The organism is Salmonella sp. NW722 (assembly GCF_051702785.1).
Lineage (GTDB): Bacteria > Pseudomonadota > Gammaproteobacteria > Enterobacterales > Enterobacteriaceae > Salmonella > Salmonella enterica.
The window spans coordinates 91,247-107,522 of the sequence record NZ_JAMMIN010000003.1; the positions used below are offsets into that span (position 1 = coordinate 91,247).

The following is a 16,276-nucleotide window of genomic DNA, read 5'->3' on the forward strand; positions in this document are numbered from 1 at the left end:
ACAATGAAGAATTTATGGATACTGCTGGCGCTGTCGCTATTTTCAGGCCATGCGCTGGCAGAAGAAACGATGGGCAACGGAAGCGGCTGGTGTCAACCCACCAGCGGCACGCATACTTTCTTTTTTCCCCTTGACCAGACCATTACCGATACGGATGAGAACCAGGCAGGGAAAATAGTCAAAGAGAGTTGGTCGGTCGGCGGCGAATACAGCGCCAAGTGCGACTGCGATAATAAAGATTATCGGGGCGTTAACTATTTCACCGCCACGACCGGCGATTTAACACAAAAAGGAACGTACAGCGAAGCGGGTAGCAATGGGCAGCAGATGGATTTTTATGTTCTGGTCGCGGGTAAGCTGGAGATTGGTACGGAAACCTACATCGTCGGTAACCTGAAACAGTATATCCCCGTTCCCTTTTCAGCGATCAGTAATCAGGACCCTACCGCAGGCGGGTGTACGGGCGCGGACATAAACAAAATGTCCGCAGGGAATAAGGGTAACGTGCGTATTTATATTACTCACCCACTGGTAGGTGAAATCACCATTCCTGAGACGACGATTATGAATCTCTATTTGTCAAAAGTGCCGGGCAGCAGCGGAGATAATATTCCCCCTTCCGTTCCACCGATGGCGCACGTCACCCTGTCCGGAACTATTACCGTGCCGCAGTCCTGTTCCATCAACGCCGGGCAGGTTATCGAGGTCAGGCTGCCGGATATTGAGGGCAAAGATATTCGTAATCTCGGCGACAGTCCGCAGAACTCGCACGTCACCACTCAGGTAAACTTTACCTGTAGCAACGTGGCGGACGGCACCAACCTGTCAATGTCATTGAACGGAGAAACCGATCCGCACAACCCGGAATACCTGAAAACCGACAATGAGAATTTAGGGATACGGATTTCCGATAAATACGATAAGACCATCGTTCCCGGCGGTAGCGCCGAATTGCCGATTGAAGATTACACAGACGGTAAAGGCAGCACCGAGTTCACCGCCGCGCCGGTCAATACCACCGGACATGTTCCCCACACCGGAGAATACCAGGCTACCGCCACGCTGGAGATTCAGATTCGCTGAGAGAAGCGTTGGGTTTCAGCAAGCCTCCCCCCACCTACAGCCCCGTAACCCATTGATATTACGGGCCCGTAGATGGGATGAAGCGAGGTGCAACCCAACGCCCCTGTCAACGCTTAACTGCGCAACCCGCGCCCACGCTGGATCAGCGACCAGCACAGCAGGTAGAAAGCGGCGATAAAGATCACCAGTACGCCAAACGTCGTCACCAGCGGCACATCATGGATACCCAGGAAGCCGTAGCGGAAGCCGCTGATCATGTAGACGATTGGGTTCAGGTGCGACAGCCCTTGCCAGAACGGCGGCAACAGCGTCAGCGAGTAAAATACCCCGCCGAGGTAGGTCAGCGGCGTCAGCACGAAGGTGGGAATCAGGCTGATATCGTCAAAGGTTTTCGCAAACACGGCGTTCAGCAGTCCGGCCAGCGAGAACAGAATCGCGGTCAGAATCAGCGTTAGCGCGACAAATACCCAGGAATGCACCTGGAAAGGCACGAAAAAGAGCGAAATCGCCGTCACCAGAATCCCCACGCACAGCCCGCGCGCTACGCCGCCGCCGACAAATCCGGCGATGATCACGTGCGTTGGTACCGGCGCGACCAGCAGTTCCTCAATATTGCGCTGAAACTTGGCGCTAAAAAATGACGACGCGACATTCGCGTAGGAGTTAGTAATAACCGCCATCATAATCAGGCCCGGCACAATAAATTGCATATAGCTAAAACCATGCATTTCGCCAATGCGCGAACCAATCAGGTTGCCGAAAATAATAAAATAGAGCGTCATGGTGATGACGGGCGGCACCAGCGTTTGCACCCAGATCCGCATAAAGCGGTGGATCTCTTTCGCCCAGATGCTTTTAAGGGCAACCCAGTAAAGCTGCATCATGCGCGATCTCCTTGTTTTTCATGCACCAGCGACACAAACAGTTCTTCCAGACGGTTAGCTTTATTACGCATACTTAATACCTGAACCCCCTGCTCGCTCAGTTGACTAAAGACGCTGTTAACCCCCTGCTCGCGTAACACTTCCACCTCCAGAGTCGAGGTATCCACCAGACGATATTGATAACCCGTAAGCTTAGGTAGCGGGCTTTTTGGCGCTAAATCCAGAATAAACGTCTCCGATTTCAGCTTTGAAAGCAGATTTTTCATGGAGGTATTTTCCACCAGCTCGCCGTGCTGAATAATACCGATATTGCGGCACAACATTTCCGCCTCTTCCAGATAGTGGGTGGTGAGAATAATGGTGGTGCCTTTGGCGTTTAAGTCTTTCAGGAATCCCCACATCGAGCGACGCAATTCGATATCGACGCCCGCCGTCGGCTCGTCGAGAATCAATAGCTTAGGCTCATGCATCAATGCGCGGGCGATCATCAGGCGGCGTTTCATCCCACCGGAGAGCATCCGCGCGCGTTCATGACGTTTTTCCCACAGATCGAGCTGTTTTAAATACTTTTCGCTACGTAAAACCGCCTCTTTATGCTCCACGCCGTAATAACCGGCCTGATTCACTACGATCTGTTGCACCGTTTCAAACGGGTTAAAGTTAAATTCCTGTGGTACCAGTCCAAGCTGTCGCTTGGCGTTAACCACGTCTTTTTCCAGGTCATAACCAAAAACGTTAACGCGCCCGGACGTTTTATTCACCAATGAGCTGATAATACCGATGGTGGTCGATTTCCCTGCTCCATTTGGCCCCAGAAGCGCGTAAAAATCCCCCGCTTCGACCTGCAAATCTATGCCGCGCAGCGCCTGAACGCCGCCGGGATAGGTTTTTTTAAGTTGTTGAAGTTCCAGCGCAATGGTCATAAATTCTCACTTACTTTACGTTCTTACACTTTATATATGGTTTAAATAATTACGGAGTTGCCCTATATTAGCCCAACGCACTTATTTGGTTACAGGTCGTTAACTTCCATGAAAGACATAGATACACTCATCAGCAACAATGCACTATGGTCAAAAATGCTGGTGGAAGAGGACCCCGGATTTTTTGAGAAACTGGCGCAAGCGCAAAAACCGCGCTTTCTATGGATTGGATGTTCCGACAGCCGCGTTCCCGCAGAGCGTTTAACCGGGCTTGAACCGGGCGAATTGTTTGTTCACCGTAATGTGGCTAACCTGGTTATTCACACCGATCTGAACTGTCTCTCCGTGGTTCAGTATGCGGTAGATGTTCTGGAAGTTGAGCATATTATCATTTGCGGCCACTCCGGTTGCGGCGGTATCAAGGCTGCGGTAGAAAACCCTGAGCTGGGCTTGATTAATAACTGGCTGCTGCATATCCGCGACATCTGGCTTAAACATAGCTCGCTGTTGGGAAAAATGCCCGAAGAGCAACGTCTGGACGCGCTCTATGAATTGAACGTCATGGAGCAGGTCTATAACCTGGGGCATTCCACCATTATGCAGTCAGCGTGGAAACGCGGGCAGAATGTGACCATTCACGGCTGGGCGTACAGTATCAATGATGGCCTGCTGCGCGATCTTGACGTCACCGCCACCAACAGAGAAACGCTGGAGAACGGCTATCATAAGGGTATCTCCGCCCTAAGTCTGAAATACATTCCCCACCAATAAGCAATTAGCTATAGGCCGGATAAGTCGCTTTAGCGACGCCATCCGGCATTTCTGCGCTTACTCGTCCAGCAGCACCACTTTACCAACATACGGTAGATGGCGATAACGCTGGGCGTAGTCGATACCGTAACCGACTACAAATTCGTCCGGAATCGAAAAGCCAACGAACTCAACCGGCACGTCCACTTCGCGGCGAGACGGTTTATCCAGCAGCGTACAAATCGCCAGCGATTTCGGCTCGCGCAGGCCCAGGATTTCACGGACCTTCGACAGCGTATTACCGGAATCAATAATGTCTTCGACAATCAGCACGTCTTTACCGCGAATATCCTCATCCAGATCTTTGAGGATTTTCACGTCGCGGGTGGTGGACATGCCGCTACCATAACTGGAGGCGGTCATAAAATCGACTTCATGAGGAACCTGGACTTCACGGCACAGGTCCGCCATAAACATAAATGAGCCACGCAACAGACCTACCAGCACCATTTCACTGCCGCTGTCTTTATAACGTTCGGTAATCTGACGACCCAGCTCGGCAATACGTGCTTTGATCTCCGCTTCGGGGATCATGACTTCAACAGTATGTTTCATATTTATAACCATATGATTTAAAAACAAATCACTCAATGCCGGTGACTAATAACGCCGCATTGACGCGCAAGGCACGCAGTATAACAGCAAACGTATTCATTCGCGGCATTTGATAAGAAAGCTCATTTTGTGATGACGATCACACATGTTAATTCCTATACTTAATTGCTACTAAAAAATTAACAATTTGGGATGGTGTCTTTTTATGGCAGAAAATAACGCACGATCGCCACGATTACTCGTGACGCTGACGGCCCTCTTTGCAGCACTTTGTGGGCTGTATCTTCTTATCGGAGGTGTCTGGCTGGTTGCTATTGGCGGTTCCTGGTACTACCCCATCGCGGGCCTCGTGATGCTGGTTGTGGCCGGATTGCTATGGCGCAGTAAACGTGCCGCACTGTGGCTGTATGCCGCCCTGCTGCTGGCGACAATGATTTGGGGCGTGTGGGAAGTCGGGTTCGACTTCTGGGCGCTCACGCCGCGTAGCGATATCCTGGTGTTTTTCGGCATCTGGCTAATATTGCCGTTTGTCTGGCATCGGCTGGTGGTTCCTTCCAGCGGCGCAGTGGCGGCGCTGGTCGTGGCGCTGCTGATTAGCGGCGGCATTCTGACCTGGGCTGGCTTCAACGACCCGCAGGAGATCAACGGTACGCTTCGCGCCGACGCCACGCCCGCCGCAACAAGCTCGTCGATCGCCGACGAAGACTGGCCGGCCTATGGACGTAATCAGGAAGGCCAACGCTATTCGCCGCTGAAACAGATCACTGCGGATAACGTTCACCAACTGAAAGAAGCGTGGGTCTTCCGCACTGGCGATCTGAAACAACCCAACGATCCGGGCGAAATCACCAACGAAGTGACCCCGATTAAAGTCGGCGATACGCTTTATCTGTGTACAGCTCACCAGCGACTGTTCGCGCTGGACGCCGCCAGCGGTAAAGAGAAGTGGCATTTTGATCCTCAGTTGAAGACCGATTCGTCTTTCCAGCATGTGACCTGCCGCGGCGTCTCTTATCATGAGGCCAAAGCGGATACCGCCTCGCCGGAGGTCATCGCCGACTGTCCGCGCCGCATTATCCTTCCGGTCAATGACGGTCGCCTTTTCGCGGTGAATGCCGAAACCGGCAAGCTGTGTGAAACCTTCGCCAACAAAGGCGTCCTGAATCTGCAAACCAATATGCCGGACACCACGCCGGGACTGTATGAACCGACGTCGCCGCCGATTATCACCGATAAAACGATTGTCATTGCCGGTTCGGTCACGGATAACTTCTCTACCCGCGAAACGTCCGGCGTTATCCGTGGTTTTGATGTTAATACCGGTAAACTACTGTGGGCCTTCGATCCAGGGGCGAAAGATCCGAACGCGATTCCAGCCGATGAGCACTCTTTTACCTTTAACTCGCCGAACTCCTGGGCGCCTGCCGCCTATGATGCGAAACTGGATCTGGTCTATCTGCCGATGGGCGTGACCACGCCGGATATCTGGGGCGGTAACCGCACGCCGGAGCAGGAACGTTATGCCAGCTCCATCCTGGCGCTGAATGCCACCACCGGGAAACTGGCCTGGAGTTATCAGACCGTCCATCACGATCTGTGGGATATGGACCTGCCGGCACAGCCGACGCTGGCAGATATTACCGTTGACGGTACTACCGTTCCGGTTATCTATGCGCCAGCGAAAACCGGTAATATCTTTGTGCTCGACAGACGTAATGGCGAGCTGGTCGTGCCCGCTCCGGAAAAACCGGTCCCGCAGGGCGCGGCAAAAGGCGATTACGTCGCCAAAACTCAGCCGTTCTCTGATTTAACCTTCCGCCCGAAAAAAGATCTCTCCGGCGCGGATATGTGGGGCGCGACCATGTTCGACCAACTGGTGTGCCGCGTTATGTTCCACCAGTTGCGCTATGAAGGTATCTTCACCCCGCCGTCCGAGCAGGGGACATTGGTATTCCCTGGCAACCTGGGGATGTTTGAATGGGGCGGTATTTCCGTCGATCCAGACCGTCAGGTCGCTATCGCTAACCCGATGGCGCTGCCGTTTGTATCGAAGCTGATCCCACGCGGCCCGGGTAATCCGATGGAGCCGCCGAAAGACGCGAAAGGTACCGGAACAGAAGCGGGTATTCAGCCACAGTACGGCGTACCGTTCGGCGTCACGCTGAATCCGTTCCTTTCGCCGTTTGGCCTGCCGTGTAAACAACCGGCCTGGGGCTATATTTCCGCGTTGGATCTGAAGACCAATGAAATCGTATGGAAGAAACGTATAGGGACGCCGCGCGACAGTATGCCGTTCCCGATGCCGGTTCCGGTGCCGTTCAACATGGGGATGCCCATGCTCGGCGGGCCAATCTCAACCGCCGGTAACGTGCTGTTCATTGCCGCGACCGCCGACAACTACCTGCGCGCTTATAACATGAGCAACGGGGAAAAACTGTGGCAGGGACGTTTACCCGCCGGAGGCCAGGCAACGCCGATGACCTATGAGGTAAACGGTAAGCAGTACGTGGTCGTTTCTGCCGGAGGCCACGGTTCGTTTGGTACGAAGATGGGCGACTATATCGTGGCCTATGCTTTGCCTGACGACGCGAAATAACCATTAATGCCCGGCGTATGCCGGGCATTGTGCCGGGTGGCGGCTTCGCCTTACCCGGCCTGCGTCACAGACATCGATTAGACCGTAAATCCTAACATCATTCCCGTATCTTCATGTTCTAACAGATGACAGTGCGCCATATAGGCATGTTCCTTCGGCGCGTCGTGATCGAACTTGACCAGCACTTCGCTGATACCGCCCTCAACGCGTACCGTATCCTTCCAGCCCGTTCTATGCGCCGCTGGCGCTTTGCCGTTCTCTGACAGAATACGGAACTGCGTGCCGTGAATATGGAAAGGATGCAGCATCATGTCGCCCACGCCGGAAATGACCCAACGTTCATGTCGGCCTTTTTGCGCCGCGAACATCGGTTTGTTCATATCGAAGACCTGGCCGTTGATAAAGTTAGCGTTATGGAAGTCGAATTTTCCGCCGTGATTCATATTGCCCATCGCGCCATGATTCATCCCGCTGTGATCCATGTTGCCATGATCCATCTCGCCATGCCCCATATTGCCGCCCTGCATATGCGCGTTCATGCTGTCATGATCCATGCCGCTCATCGCCTGAGCGCCATATTTCTTCATCAGCATTTGCATCCCCATCATATCAAGGCGCGGGTCCATCGACAGTTTCAGGTTGCGCACCGTCAGCCCTTCCAGCGACGGCAGCGCCGGCATCGTCGTCAACGTATCCGGCAGCGTACCGGAGGCGGTAATCCGCAGCGGCTGGATACGCATCACCGGATGCGGTTTATCAAACGGAGCGATCGCCATTCCCATCTGGCTGACCGGCAGGGTCACCAGATCAAAGGCTTTCCCGTCGCTGATATCCACCAGCACTTCAAAACGCTCGCCCATTAATAACGGCAGTTCGGTGACTTTCACCGGCTCCGCCAGCAGGCCGCCGTCGCTGGCGATCACATAAAGCGGGCGATTATCGCTGGCGGCGATATTCAGCGAACGCGCATTACAGCCATTTAGCAAGCGCAGACGTAGCCAGCCTTTCGGCGCGGAATGCTGCGGATAGATAGCGCCATTGGTCAGCAGCGTATCGCCAAACCAGCCGACGGCGGCGGTCATAATATCCAGTTGATAATCAATCTGGCCATCGGCGGAGAAGCGTTTGTCCTGAATGATCACCGGCACATCGTCGATGCCCCACTGTTTCGGCAGGCGCAATTTGCGAATCTCGTCATCTTCAATCAGCACCAGCCCGGCAAGGCCCATCGCCACCTGGCGCCCGGTTTTGCCGTGTTTGTGCGGATGAATCCAGCAGGTCGCGGCGCGTTGCTCCGGCGTAAACGTCACCGTGCGGGTTCCGCCTGCGGGAATAATCCCCTGCGGACCGCCGTCGACGATGCCCGGAATCTCCAGACCATGCCAGTGAAGCGTCGTGTCTTCGGCCAGTTGGTTATGGATATCAACGGTCACGCTTTTTCCTTTGTGAAGCTGTACCGCTGGCCCCAGCAAATTACCGTTGTAGCCCCAGGTTGTCGCGTTCTTACCGGCGAATGTCGACTGTCCGGCTTTAACAATTAACTGCATACGGTTGCTCGCATCTGCCGTTAACAGGTCAGGAATAGGCAACGCGGGACGTTCGGCGGCAAAAGCGGCGCGGCTCCACAGCGGCAGCGCTGATGCAACCCCCAGCGCCACTGAATATTTTAAGAAATCACGGCGTAACATAATCATTTCCTTATAATGAACAGGCGGGTGTCTAAGCTTAGACCCTGCCCTAACGGGAAGGTCAAGCCAGCAACACGTCTTTACCATTCCTGACAGCAATACAATAAGAATGAAAACGCCGCGACCAATCCTGATAATAAAAGTCGTCGCTACGTTCTCAGTATGCTAACGTTGACTTTCCCTGATGCCGTGGTAGAAGCAATGAAGACGTTTTTCAGACCCGTGTTGTTTGGCAGCCTGATGGCCTTATGCGCAAATAGCTATGCGCTTACTGAATCCGAAGCTGAAGATATGGCCGATTTAACGGCGGTTTTCGTTTTTCTGAAAAATGACTGTGGTTACCAAAATTTACCCAACAGTCAGATTCGCCGTGCGCTGGTCTTTTTTGCCCAGCAAAATCAGTGGGACCTGAGTAACTACGACACCTTCGATATGAAATCGTTGGGCGAAGACAGCTACCGCGATCTTAGCGGCATCGGTATTCCGGTCGCTAAAAAATGCAAAGCTCTGGCCCGCGATTCTCTGAGCCTGTTAGCCTACGTTAAATAATCCTCCGCGATCCTATTGCTGAAATAATGACCGTGCATCCACGGTCATTGTTAGCTATGATGTTGCGCCCTTTTTTTACGGGTGTTAACAATGGAGGTATCAGCCAATGGCCGAAAATACGATGTGGCATGAAACGCTACACGACCAGTTTGGTCAGTACTTTGCCGTAGACAACGTTCTGTATCATGAAAAAACCGATCACCAGGATTTAATCATCTTTGAAAACGCCGCTTTTGGCCGCGTGATGGCGCTGGACGGCGTGGTACAGACCACCGAACGCGACGAGTTTATTTATCATGAAATGATGACCCACGTCCCGCTGCTGGCGCACGGTCATGCGAAACACGTTCTGATTATCGGCGGCGGCGACGGCGCAATGCTACGTGAAGTTACCCGGCATAAAAATGTCGAAACCATCACCATGGTAGAGATAGACGCTGGCGTAGTCTCGTTTTGCCGCCAGTATTTACCCAACCACAATGCCGGCAGCTACGACGATCCGCGCTTTACGCTGGTGATCGACGACGGCGTGAATTTCGTCAATCAGACCCATCAGACCTTTGATGTGATCATTTCCGACTGTACCGATCCGATCGGCCCCGGCGAAAGCCTGTTTACCTCCGCCTTTTATGAAGGCTGTAAGCGTTGCCTGAATCCGGGCGGCATTTTTGTCGCCCAGAACGGCGTGTGCTTCCTGCAACAGGATGAAGCGCTCGACAGCCACCGCAAGCTGAGTCATTACTTCAGCGATGTCGGCTTCTACCAGGCGGCGATTCCGACCTATTACGGCGGCATTATGACCTTCGCCTGGGCGACGGACAACGACGCTCTTCGTCACCTGTCGAGCGAAATTATTCAGGCGCGTTTTCATGCCGCCGGCCTCAAATGTCGCTATTACAACCCGGCTATTCATGCCGCTGCATTTGCGCTACCGCAATATCTACATGACGCACTGTCCGCACAGTGACGTTAAGGAGGTGATAAAAATTGAAAAAGCTGAAACTGCATGGCTTTAACAATCTGACGAAAAGCCTGAGTTTTTGTATTTACGATATCTGCTACGCCAAAACCGCAGAAGAGCGCGATGGCTATATCGCCTATATCGATGAACTCTATAACGCCAACCGACTGACCGAGATCCTGTCGGAGACCTGCTCCATTATCGGCGCGAACATCCTGAACATCGCCCGTCAGGATTATGAACCCCAGGGCGCCAGCGTCACGATTCTGGTGAGCGAAGAGCCGATCGACCCGAAACTTATCGACCAAACCGAACATCCCGGCCCGCTGCCGGAAACCGTGGTGGCGCACCTCGATAAGAGCCATATCTGTGTGCATACCTATCCGGAAAGCCATCCGGAAGGCGGGCTATGCACCTTTCGCGCCGACATAGAAGTGTCAACCTGCGGGGTGATTTCACCGCTAAAAGCGCTCAATTACCTGATCCACCAGCTAGAGTCCGATATTGTTACCATCGATTACCGCGTGCGCGGCTTTACGCGCGACGTCAACGGTATGAAGCACTTTATCGATCATGAGATTAATTCTATTCAGAATTTTATGTCGGAAGATATGAAGTCGCTGTATGACATGGTGGATGTAAACGTGTATCAGGAAAATATTTTCCATACCAAGATGCTGCTTAAAGAGTTCGATCTTAAACACTACATGTTTCACACCAAACCGGAAGATCTCACTGAAACCGAACGCCAGGAGATCACCGCCGCGTTGTGGAAAGAGATGCGCGAGATTTACTACGGCCGCAATATTTCTGCGGTCTGATTCACCACTGGCAGCGCCTGACGGCGCTGTCACTCCGGCTGCACCAGCGTTAGCGCAAAAGCGCGCCCTTTCAGTTCAACCTGCGCTGACGGCGGCAGATTGACGTCGGTAATCACATCATTAAAGCGCTCAAGCGGCACCACATTAAAGAGCGAATGCGCGCCATACTTACTGCTGTCCGCCAGCAATACTTTGCGCTGCGCATTAGCAATAATCTCCTGTTTAAGCCCGGCCTTATCTTCCGTTGGGGTCGTCACGCCCGTTTTTACCCCCCATGAATTACAGCTCATAAACGCGATGTTCGGATACACGCTGCGCAACAGCTTACGCCCATGCTCACCGATACAGGACTGACTGCTGTCATCGATACGACCGCCGACAATCGTCACTTCAATTTGCCGGAACTCAGCTAAAAACAGCGCAATATGCAGATCGACGGTGATGACCCGCAGCGGAAGATGGGTTAAGCATTTCGCCAGTTCCATCATTGTCGTACCGGCATCCAGCACGACGGCATCGCCAGCATTGACCAGCGATGCGGCAACGCGTGCGATCGCCCGTTTTTCAGCGGGCGATCGCAGTTGTTTTTCATTGGTGGTGGGCTGGGCGGGTTCAAAACGCCGCAGCGCCACGCCGCCATGACTACGGCTGATCACGCCCTGCTCATCCAGCTTGATCAAATCGCGACGGATAGTGGCTGGCGATGCGTCAACCGCCTCAACCAGCTGTTCTACCGTAACCAGCGTATGGTTTTTCAGATACGCCACAATGAGATCCAGACGGTGTTGTCCTTTCATAACAGGGAATTATGCCAGTTGCATTGCCAGTTTGATCGATACGGCCATGCTCTCAGATTTTGCTTTTCCCGTCCAGGCGATATCAAATGCGGTGCCATGATCGGCAGAAGTCCGGATAAACGGCAGCCCTGCGGTGATATTCACGCCATCATAAAAGCCAAGCAATTTCAACGGGATATGCCCCTGGTCATGATACATCGCCACCACCATATCATACTGTCCCTCATAAGCCTGGAGAAATACAGTATCCGGCGGGCACGGCCCATAAACGTCCATACCTTTTGCGCGGGCATCGGTAATGGCTGGCGTCAGGATACGCGTCTCTTCATCGCCAAACAGGCCATTCTCGCCCGCATGAGGATTCACGCCTGCCACGGCGATACGCGGTTTAACGTAACCCACACGCTTGAGGAAAGTATCAGCAATGCCAATCACCGTTTCGACACGCGCAGTACTTAACGTATCAAGGAATTTACGCAGCGCGATATGCGTTGAAACGTGAATCACTTTTAGTTTATCGGTGTAAAGTACCATCGCGTAATCGCGGCTATGGGTCAGGGTCGCGAGCAGCTCGGTATGGCCCGGATAGTTGTGCCCCGCCAGGTGCAGCGCCTCTTTATTCAGCGGCGCGGTAGCGATAGCCTGTACGTCGCCCCGTAACGCTAACTCGGTGGCGCGCTTCACGCAGCGATACGCTAAATCCCCCGCCTGCGCCTGAACTTTCCCGGCCTCCAGCGCCTCCGGCTGCGCCAGCGGCTCATCAATCACATGAATGATGCCGGGCGCAAAACGCGCTTCGGCGACCCGTTCAATGGCCCGTAACTCGACGTTCGGCGTGATGCCCTTCGCCTGTAAACGTTTCAACGTTGCGAGGCATCCAATAACCACCAGCGGCGCGCCGTTGAGACCGTCTTCGCTTAGCGCTTTAACAATAATTTCCGGCCCAATGCCCGCTGGATCGCCCATGGTAATGGCAACGGTTTTAGTCTCCACAATACATCTCCTCAATATAATAAAGCGCGTCACACAACGTACTGTCTGAACCGAATCCGCCCGCTTTGGTAATGACCGGCAGATCGTCAATTTCGCTGTTTACAAACGTTCCACAGGGAATACAGGGCGCCACCTCGCTCTGAATGCGATAACCTTCAGCGCCAAGCGCGCCGGCGACGGCGGTAGCGATATCGCCGCCGGTCAGAAACAACCCGCCAATCCGCGCCTGCTCGATAATGTTTAACGTGACGACGCCAAGCCGCTGACTCAGTCGCTCGCCCAATTGCTGACGGCTCATCGCGGATTTTTCGCACAGCGCGTCGATTAACTGTCGATCTTCTGCGCGACGGCTGGTGCGTAAAATCGTATGTCGATGCTGACTTAACAGCGCGCAGGCCTGCTCTACGACAGACGCGATTTCCTGTTCCGCGCTATCCGACACCATGCGCGCGGCATCAATATCCACGACCTCCGCACGTCCCCGGCACAGCGCATTATCCACCTGACGTCGCGTGGCTTCGCTCATCGAACCGGCCACCACCAGCACCGGCAGCCGCTGCCGGTCTTGCATAAAAAGTTCAACCGGCAACGCATTCGCCAGACCCGCTGCGCCGACGAGTAGCGGCATCGACGGTTGTTCGCACGCCGATTGCGCAATCAACGTCAGATCCCGCTCTTCCACCGCATCCACGACGATAATCCCTTCGCCCTCAGCCGCATAAGCCGTAAGTAAGGCGCTTAACCCACCGCGTCGGACATCCTGCAAAAAGACTTCATACACAGGGATCTCACTTTGCAACGCCACTATCTCGGCAATGCGGGAAGAGACAATGGGCGTTTTCGGATCGCTGGCAAATTCTGTTTCCAGTAGCGGGACGCCATTAACCAGACATTTTCCTTCAAGCGTCGTGCGTCCGGCCGCAGGGATCGCCGCGGCGATAACGGCCAGTTTTCGCTGACTGGCGCGCATGGCCGCCGTCACTTCGGCGCCGATATTGCCGCGAAATGTAGAGTCGATTTTTTTGTACACCAGCGGCGCTGGCGATGTCTCACACCACGGGGAAAGCGCGGCATAAACGGCAGATGCCGCCTGATCTGCGGGCATCGCCCGGCTTTCGGTGTTAATGACTAACACATCGGCACGGCGGGACGGTTTTTGCGACGCGCTCAACATGACTTCCGTTCTCGCCCCCTTCTTCGCCAACTGGACGCCGGTATCATTCGATCCGGTAAAATCGTCGGCGATAACTATCATTTTCATGCGTTTTTCTCCAAAGAAGCCTGACGCGCCTGTTTTTTCGCAACCCAGGAGGTCAACACTGGCGTCAGGATTGCCGTGGTGATCACCGAGGCGGCAATCAGCGGAGCGGCAGCAGCGGCCACCTCGGCGAGCGAAGGGTCGGCCTGCGCAATAGCCAGCGGCGTCGCAACGGCATTACCCGCGGTGCTGGAGGCCGCCGCCCCAGCAATGCCAGTTCCGCCAACCAGACGATCTGCGCGAATATTAAAGAAACCGCCAACGAACGTTGTCAGCACGCCGAGCAGAATTCCGGCAAGTCCGCCTTGCAGTAACATTTCCAGATTGATGCCCGCCCCCAGCGCAAAAGCAAAGAAAGGAATGAGCAGCGGGCCGCCTTTGGTCAAAAAATCGCGCATATGAGGATCAAGATTGCCGAGGATCATGCCGACAACCAGCGGAACCAGCACCGCCACCAGCGCCATAATGGGAATGTTCGCCATCCCTGCCGCGCCAAGCGCAATCATCGTAAAGAAAGGGCCATCATTAAGAGACAAAATAGAGATAGCGCCGACGTCGCGCTCATTGCCGAATTCGCCTACCAGCGCAGCATAAAGTCCGCCATTCGAATTGCTCATCGCCGCGATAATCGCCACGCCGCTCAGGCCAAAAATACCCTCCGCGCCGAAAAGATGCTCCACGCCCAGGCCAATGCCGATGGCGACAAGCAACTTAGTGAGCGTAATCGTCCCACCCTGCAATAACGCCTGGGGCGCGGCTTTCACACTGATACCGGCTCCCATACACAGCAGAAAAGCGCCAATCAGCGGCGCCGCGCCGTTTTTAAATAAGGCGGTGGTAAAACCGCCGATCTCAAGCGCCTGTGGAGCGAAGGTGTTAATGACTGCGCCAATAACGAGCGGTACGACCATCATGCCGCCGGGTACGCGCTCTATTGCTTTTTTGATGTTCATGGTCTTACCGCCTGTTGCTTGCTGTGATTGAATAAAATCATAACGATTATATTCAATCAAATTAAGATCACAAACGCGTCAGATCACAGTTTTAAAATGATTAATAAAAATCAAAAAATCATTCTGCAATAAAAAAGCCGGGATACTCCCGGCTGGAATGTGTGGTGATTTCGTTTCCACTACCGCCCCCAACTGTCCGTCGACTGGCGTTGCGGGACAATAACGAAGAGAGGGTCAGGCTTTACTGACGAATTCCCGATACGCGGCGACGACCCGTAGAAAATCCTCCATGCCGCACAGGGATAAACTCTCTTCATCGTAATAACTCATCCCCTCTTCCATCTCATCGCCGGAAAAATCCAGCTGATTGGCGCGAATCATCACCTCTTCGCCGTCCATCCAGATCGTGTATTCATGCCCTGCTCGTTGCCAGGAGCGTTCGCTGCCTTTGACCGTACGCGCGGCTTGTTCTACTTCATCCAGTAGCGATAGGTTGTCTTTAACCTCTTCATTAAACCAGTGACCGACCACCTCGTGGCCCATCGACATTCGTACTTTTACCCCTCCGGTAACGTCGCGCAGAAATTCGTAATCCATAATTGTTTTCCTCTGCCCTGGCAATGCGCCAATACCGCATTGCGCCTTGAGGTAATTATCGCAGCACGGTGAAAGAAAAACAGCGGGGCGCACAAAAGATAAAATAAAAATGCCAAAACGGTTTATTATTCATACAGAAAGTCACGCCAGCGCTTCAATATATCTACACGCGCTCCGACAAAGTGCTACGTGCCGCACCGTGGGGTATTGAGTCTCCACGACTGACAAACTCGCCGTTAGCGAAGCGCGATCTGGAAGAGTATTTATTTAATGAATGTGCTTTTCATATGCAGCCGTAATCAATGGCGCAGCCCCACGGCGGAGCAGGTGTTCCGCCGCTATCCAGGCCTTAGCGTCCGTTCCGCTGGCACCAGCCGCAATGCCAAAAAAAGCGTGTCGGGTGGGTTACTTCAGTGGGCTGACGTTATCTGCGTTATGGAGCAAAAACATAAAGACCGATTGATGGCTGAATATCGTCGTATTATTGAAAATAAGCCCCTGCACGTACTCGATATCCCCGACGACTACCGCTACATGGACCCCGAACTGGTCAGGCAACTGGAAGAGCTGGTGCCGGAAGTGTTGGAGATATAGGCATTGCCGCAAGGAAATGTCCATCATCCATCACGATTACATTCACTTAATCTCCGTTAAGCGAAAACTCGACGACAAATTTCACATCAGACAGCGCGCCGTTTAGATGAACTTTTATTATGCGCCGGAAGAGCGCAGTCATTAAAAATAGCTGCCCCTCATCCAGTTATAGCATTACCAGCCCGGTGTCCCTCTGGCGTTTTTTTCAGAAATC

16 protein-coding genes are annotated in these 16,276 nt (G+C 53.5%); 7 read left to right on the forward strand and 9 right to left on the reverse strand.

Features of this window, described 5'->3' with window-relative positions; all coding sequences use genetic code 11:
• The first annotated feature begins 3 nt into the window (after window positions 1-3).
• Entirely contained in the window at window positions 4-1,083 is a 1,080-nt protein-coding gene (locus NA330_RS08185; protein ID WP_023241698.1) for a fimbrial protein, read from the forward strand.
• Window positions 1,084-1,196: 113 nt separating this feature from the next.
• Here NA330_RS08185 and NA330_RS08190 read toward each other — a convergent pair whose 3' ends face one another.
• Entirely contained in the window at window positions 1,197-1,967 is a 771-nt protein-coding gene (locus NA330_RS08190) for an ABC transporter permease (protein WP_000983418.1), read from the reverse strand.
• Window positions 1,964-2,890, reverse strand: coding sequence for an ABC transporter ATP-binding protein (locus NA330_RS08195; protein ID WP_000150619.1), 927 nt, complete (start codon window positions 2,888-2,890; stop codon window positions 1,964-1,966). The genes NA330_RS08190 and NA330_RS08195 overlap by 4 nt, the downstream gene beginning before the upstream one ends.
• Before the next feature lie 108 nt (window positions 2,891-2,998).
• Here NA330_RS08195 and can point away from each other — a divergent pair, with 108 nt between their 5' ends.
• The gene (can, locus tag NA330_RS08200) at window positions 2,999-3,661 is read left to right on the forward strand and encodes a carbonate dehydratase (RefSeq protein WP_000651591.1); all 663 of its coding nucleotides are present in this window, start codon (window positions 2,999-3,001) and stop codon (window positions 3,659-3,661) included.
• 57 nt (window positions 3,662-3,718) lie between these two features.
• Here the strand turns inward: can and hpt are convergent, their stop codons facing one another.
• Complete coding sequence (hpt, locus tag NA330_RS08205; RefSeq protein WP_000683342.1) at window positions 3,719-4,255, reverse strand: hypoxanthine phosphoribosyltransferase; 537 nt, start codon at window positions 4,253-4,255, stop codon at window positions 3,719-3,721.
• 205 nt (window positions 4,256-4,460) lie between these two features.
• Here hpt and NA330_RS08210 point away from each other — a divergent pair, with 205 nt between their 5' ends.
• Window positions 4,461-6,851: a glucose/quinate/shikimate family membrane-bound PQQ-dependent dehydrogenase gene (locus tag NA330_RS08210; protein ID WP_023138984.1), complete on the forward strand. Its 2,391-nt coding sequence runs from the start codon at window positions 4,461-4,463 to the stop codon at window positions 6,849-6,851.
• Between the two features lie 77 nt (window positions 6,852-6,928).
• Here NA330_RS08210 and cueO read toward each other — a convergent pair whose 3' ends face one another.
• The gene (gene cueO, locus NA330_RS08215; RefSeq protein WP_000946047.1) at window positions 6,929-8,539 is read right to left on the reverse strand and encodes a multicopper oxidase CueO; all 1,611 of its coding nucleotides are present in this window, start codon (window positions 8,537-8,539) and stop codon (window positions 6,929-6,931) included.
• Between the two features lie 201 nt (window positions 8,540-8,740).
• Here cueO and NA330_RS08220 point away from each other — a divergent pair, with 201 nt between their 5' ends.
• The 3 genes from NA330_RS08220 to speD all read left to right on the forward strand — a co-directional run bounded on the left by NA330_RS08220 (window position 8,741) and on the right by speD (window position 10,870).
• Complete coding sequence (locus tag NA330_RS08220; RefSeq protein WP_000846613.1) at window positions 8,741-9,088, forward strand: YacC family pilotin-like protein; 348 nt, start codon at window positions 8,741-8,743, stop codon at window positions 9,086-9,088.
• 106 nt (window positions 9,089-9,194) lie between these two features.
• Window positions 9,195-10,055 carry a polyamine aminopropyltransferase gene (gene speE / locus NA330_RS08225; protein ID WP_000829968.1) on the forward strand — a complete coding sequence of 287 codons (861 nt, stop codon included), beginning with the start codon at window positions 9,195-9,197 and terminating at the stop codon, window positions 10,053-10,055.
• Window positions 10,056-10,075: 20 nt separating this feature from the next.
• The gene (speD, locus tag NA330_RS08230) at window positions 10,076-10,870 is read left to right on the forward strand and encodes an adenosylmethionine decarboxylase (RefSeq protein ID WP_000734276.1); all 795 of its coding nucleotides are present in this window, start codon (window positions 10,076-10,078) and stop codon (window positions 10,868-10,870) included.
• A gap of 29 nt (window positions 10,871-10,899) precedes the next feature.
• Here speD and NA330_RS08235 read toward each other — a convergent pair whose 3' ends face one another.
• From NA330_RS08235 to yacL, 5 genes are all read right to left on the reverse strand, one after another.
• Window positions 10,900-11,667: a DeoR/GlpR family DNA-binding transcription regulator gene (locus NA330_RS08235; protein WP_000678254.1), complete on the reverse strand. Its 768-nt coding sequence runs from the start codon at window positions 11,665-11,667 to the stop codon at window positions 10,900-10,902.
• A 9-nt stretch (window positions 11,668-11,676) separates the two neighbouring features.
• Window positions 11,677-12,660: a D-threonate 4-phosphate dehydrogenase gene (locus tag NA330_RS08240; protein WP_000448745.1), complete on the reverse strand. Its 984-nt coding sequence runs from the start codon at window positions 12,658-12,660 to the stop codon at window positions 11,677-11,679.
• Window positions 12,650-13,921 carry a D-threonate kinase gene (gene dtnK, locus NA330_RS08245; RefSeq protein ID WP_023241696.1) on the reverse strand — a complete coding sequence of 424 codons (1,272 nt, stop codon included), beginning with the start codon at window positions 13,919-13,921 and terminating at the stop codon, window positions 12,650-12,652. Before dtnK ends, NA330_RS08240 begins: the two co-directional genes overlap by 11 nt.
• Complete coding sequence (locus tag NA330_RS08250) at window positions 13,918-14,871, reverse strand: 2-keto-3-deoxygluconate permease 1 (protein ID WP_001022089.1); 954 nt, start codon at window positions 14,869-14,871, stop codon at window positions 13,918-13,920. The genes dtnK and NA330_RS08250 overlap by 4 nt, the downstream gene beginning before the upstream one ends.
• A 234-nt stretch (window positions 14,872-15,105) precedes the next feature.
• On the reverse strand, window positions 15,106-15,468 hold the full coding sequence (yacL, locus tag NA330_RS08255; protein WP_000384308.1) for a protein YacL: 363 nt from the start codon (window positions 15,466-15,468) through the stop codon (window positions 15,106-15,108).
• A 270-nt stretch (window positions 15,469-15,738) separates the two neighbouring features.
• Here yacL and NA330_RS08260 point away from each other — a divergent pair, with 270 nt between their 5' ends.
• Window positions 15,739-16,062, forward strand: coding sequence for a low molecular weight protein tyrosine phosphatase family protein (locus NA330_RS08260; protein WP_023241695.1), 324 nt, complete (start codon window positions 15,739-15,741; stop codon window positions 16,060-16,062).
• Window positions 16,063-16,276 lie beyond the last annotated feature (214 nt).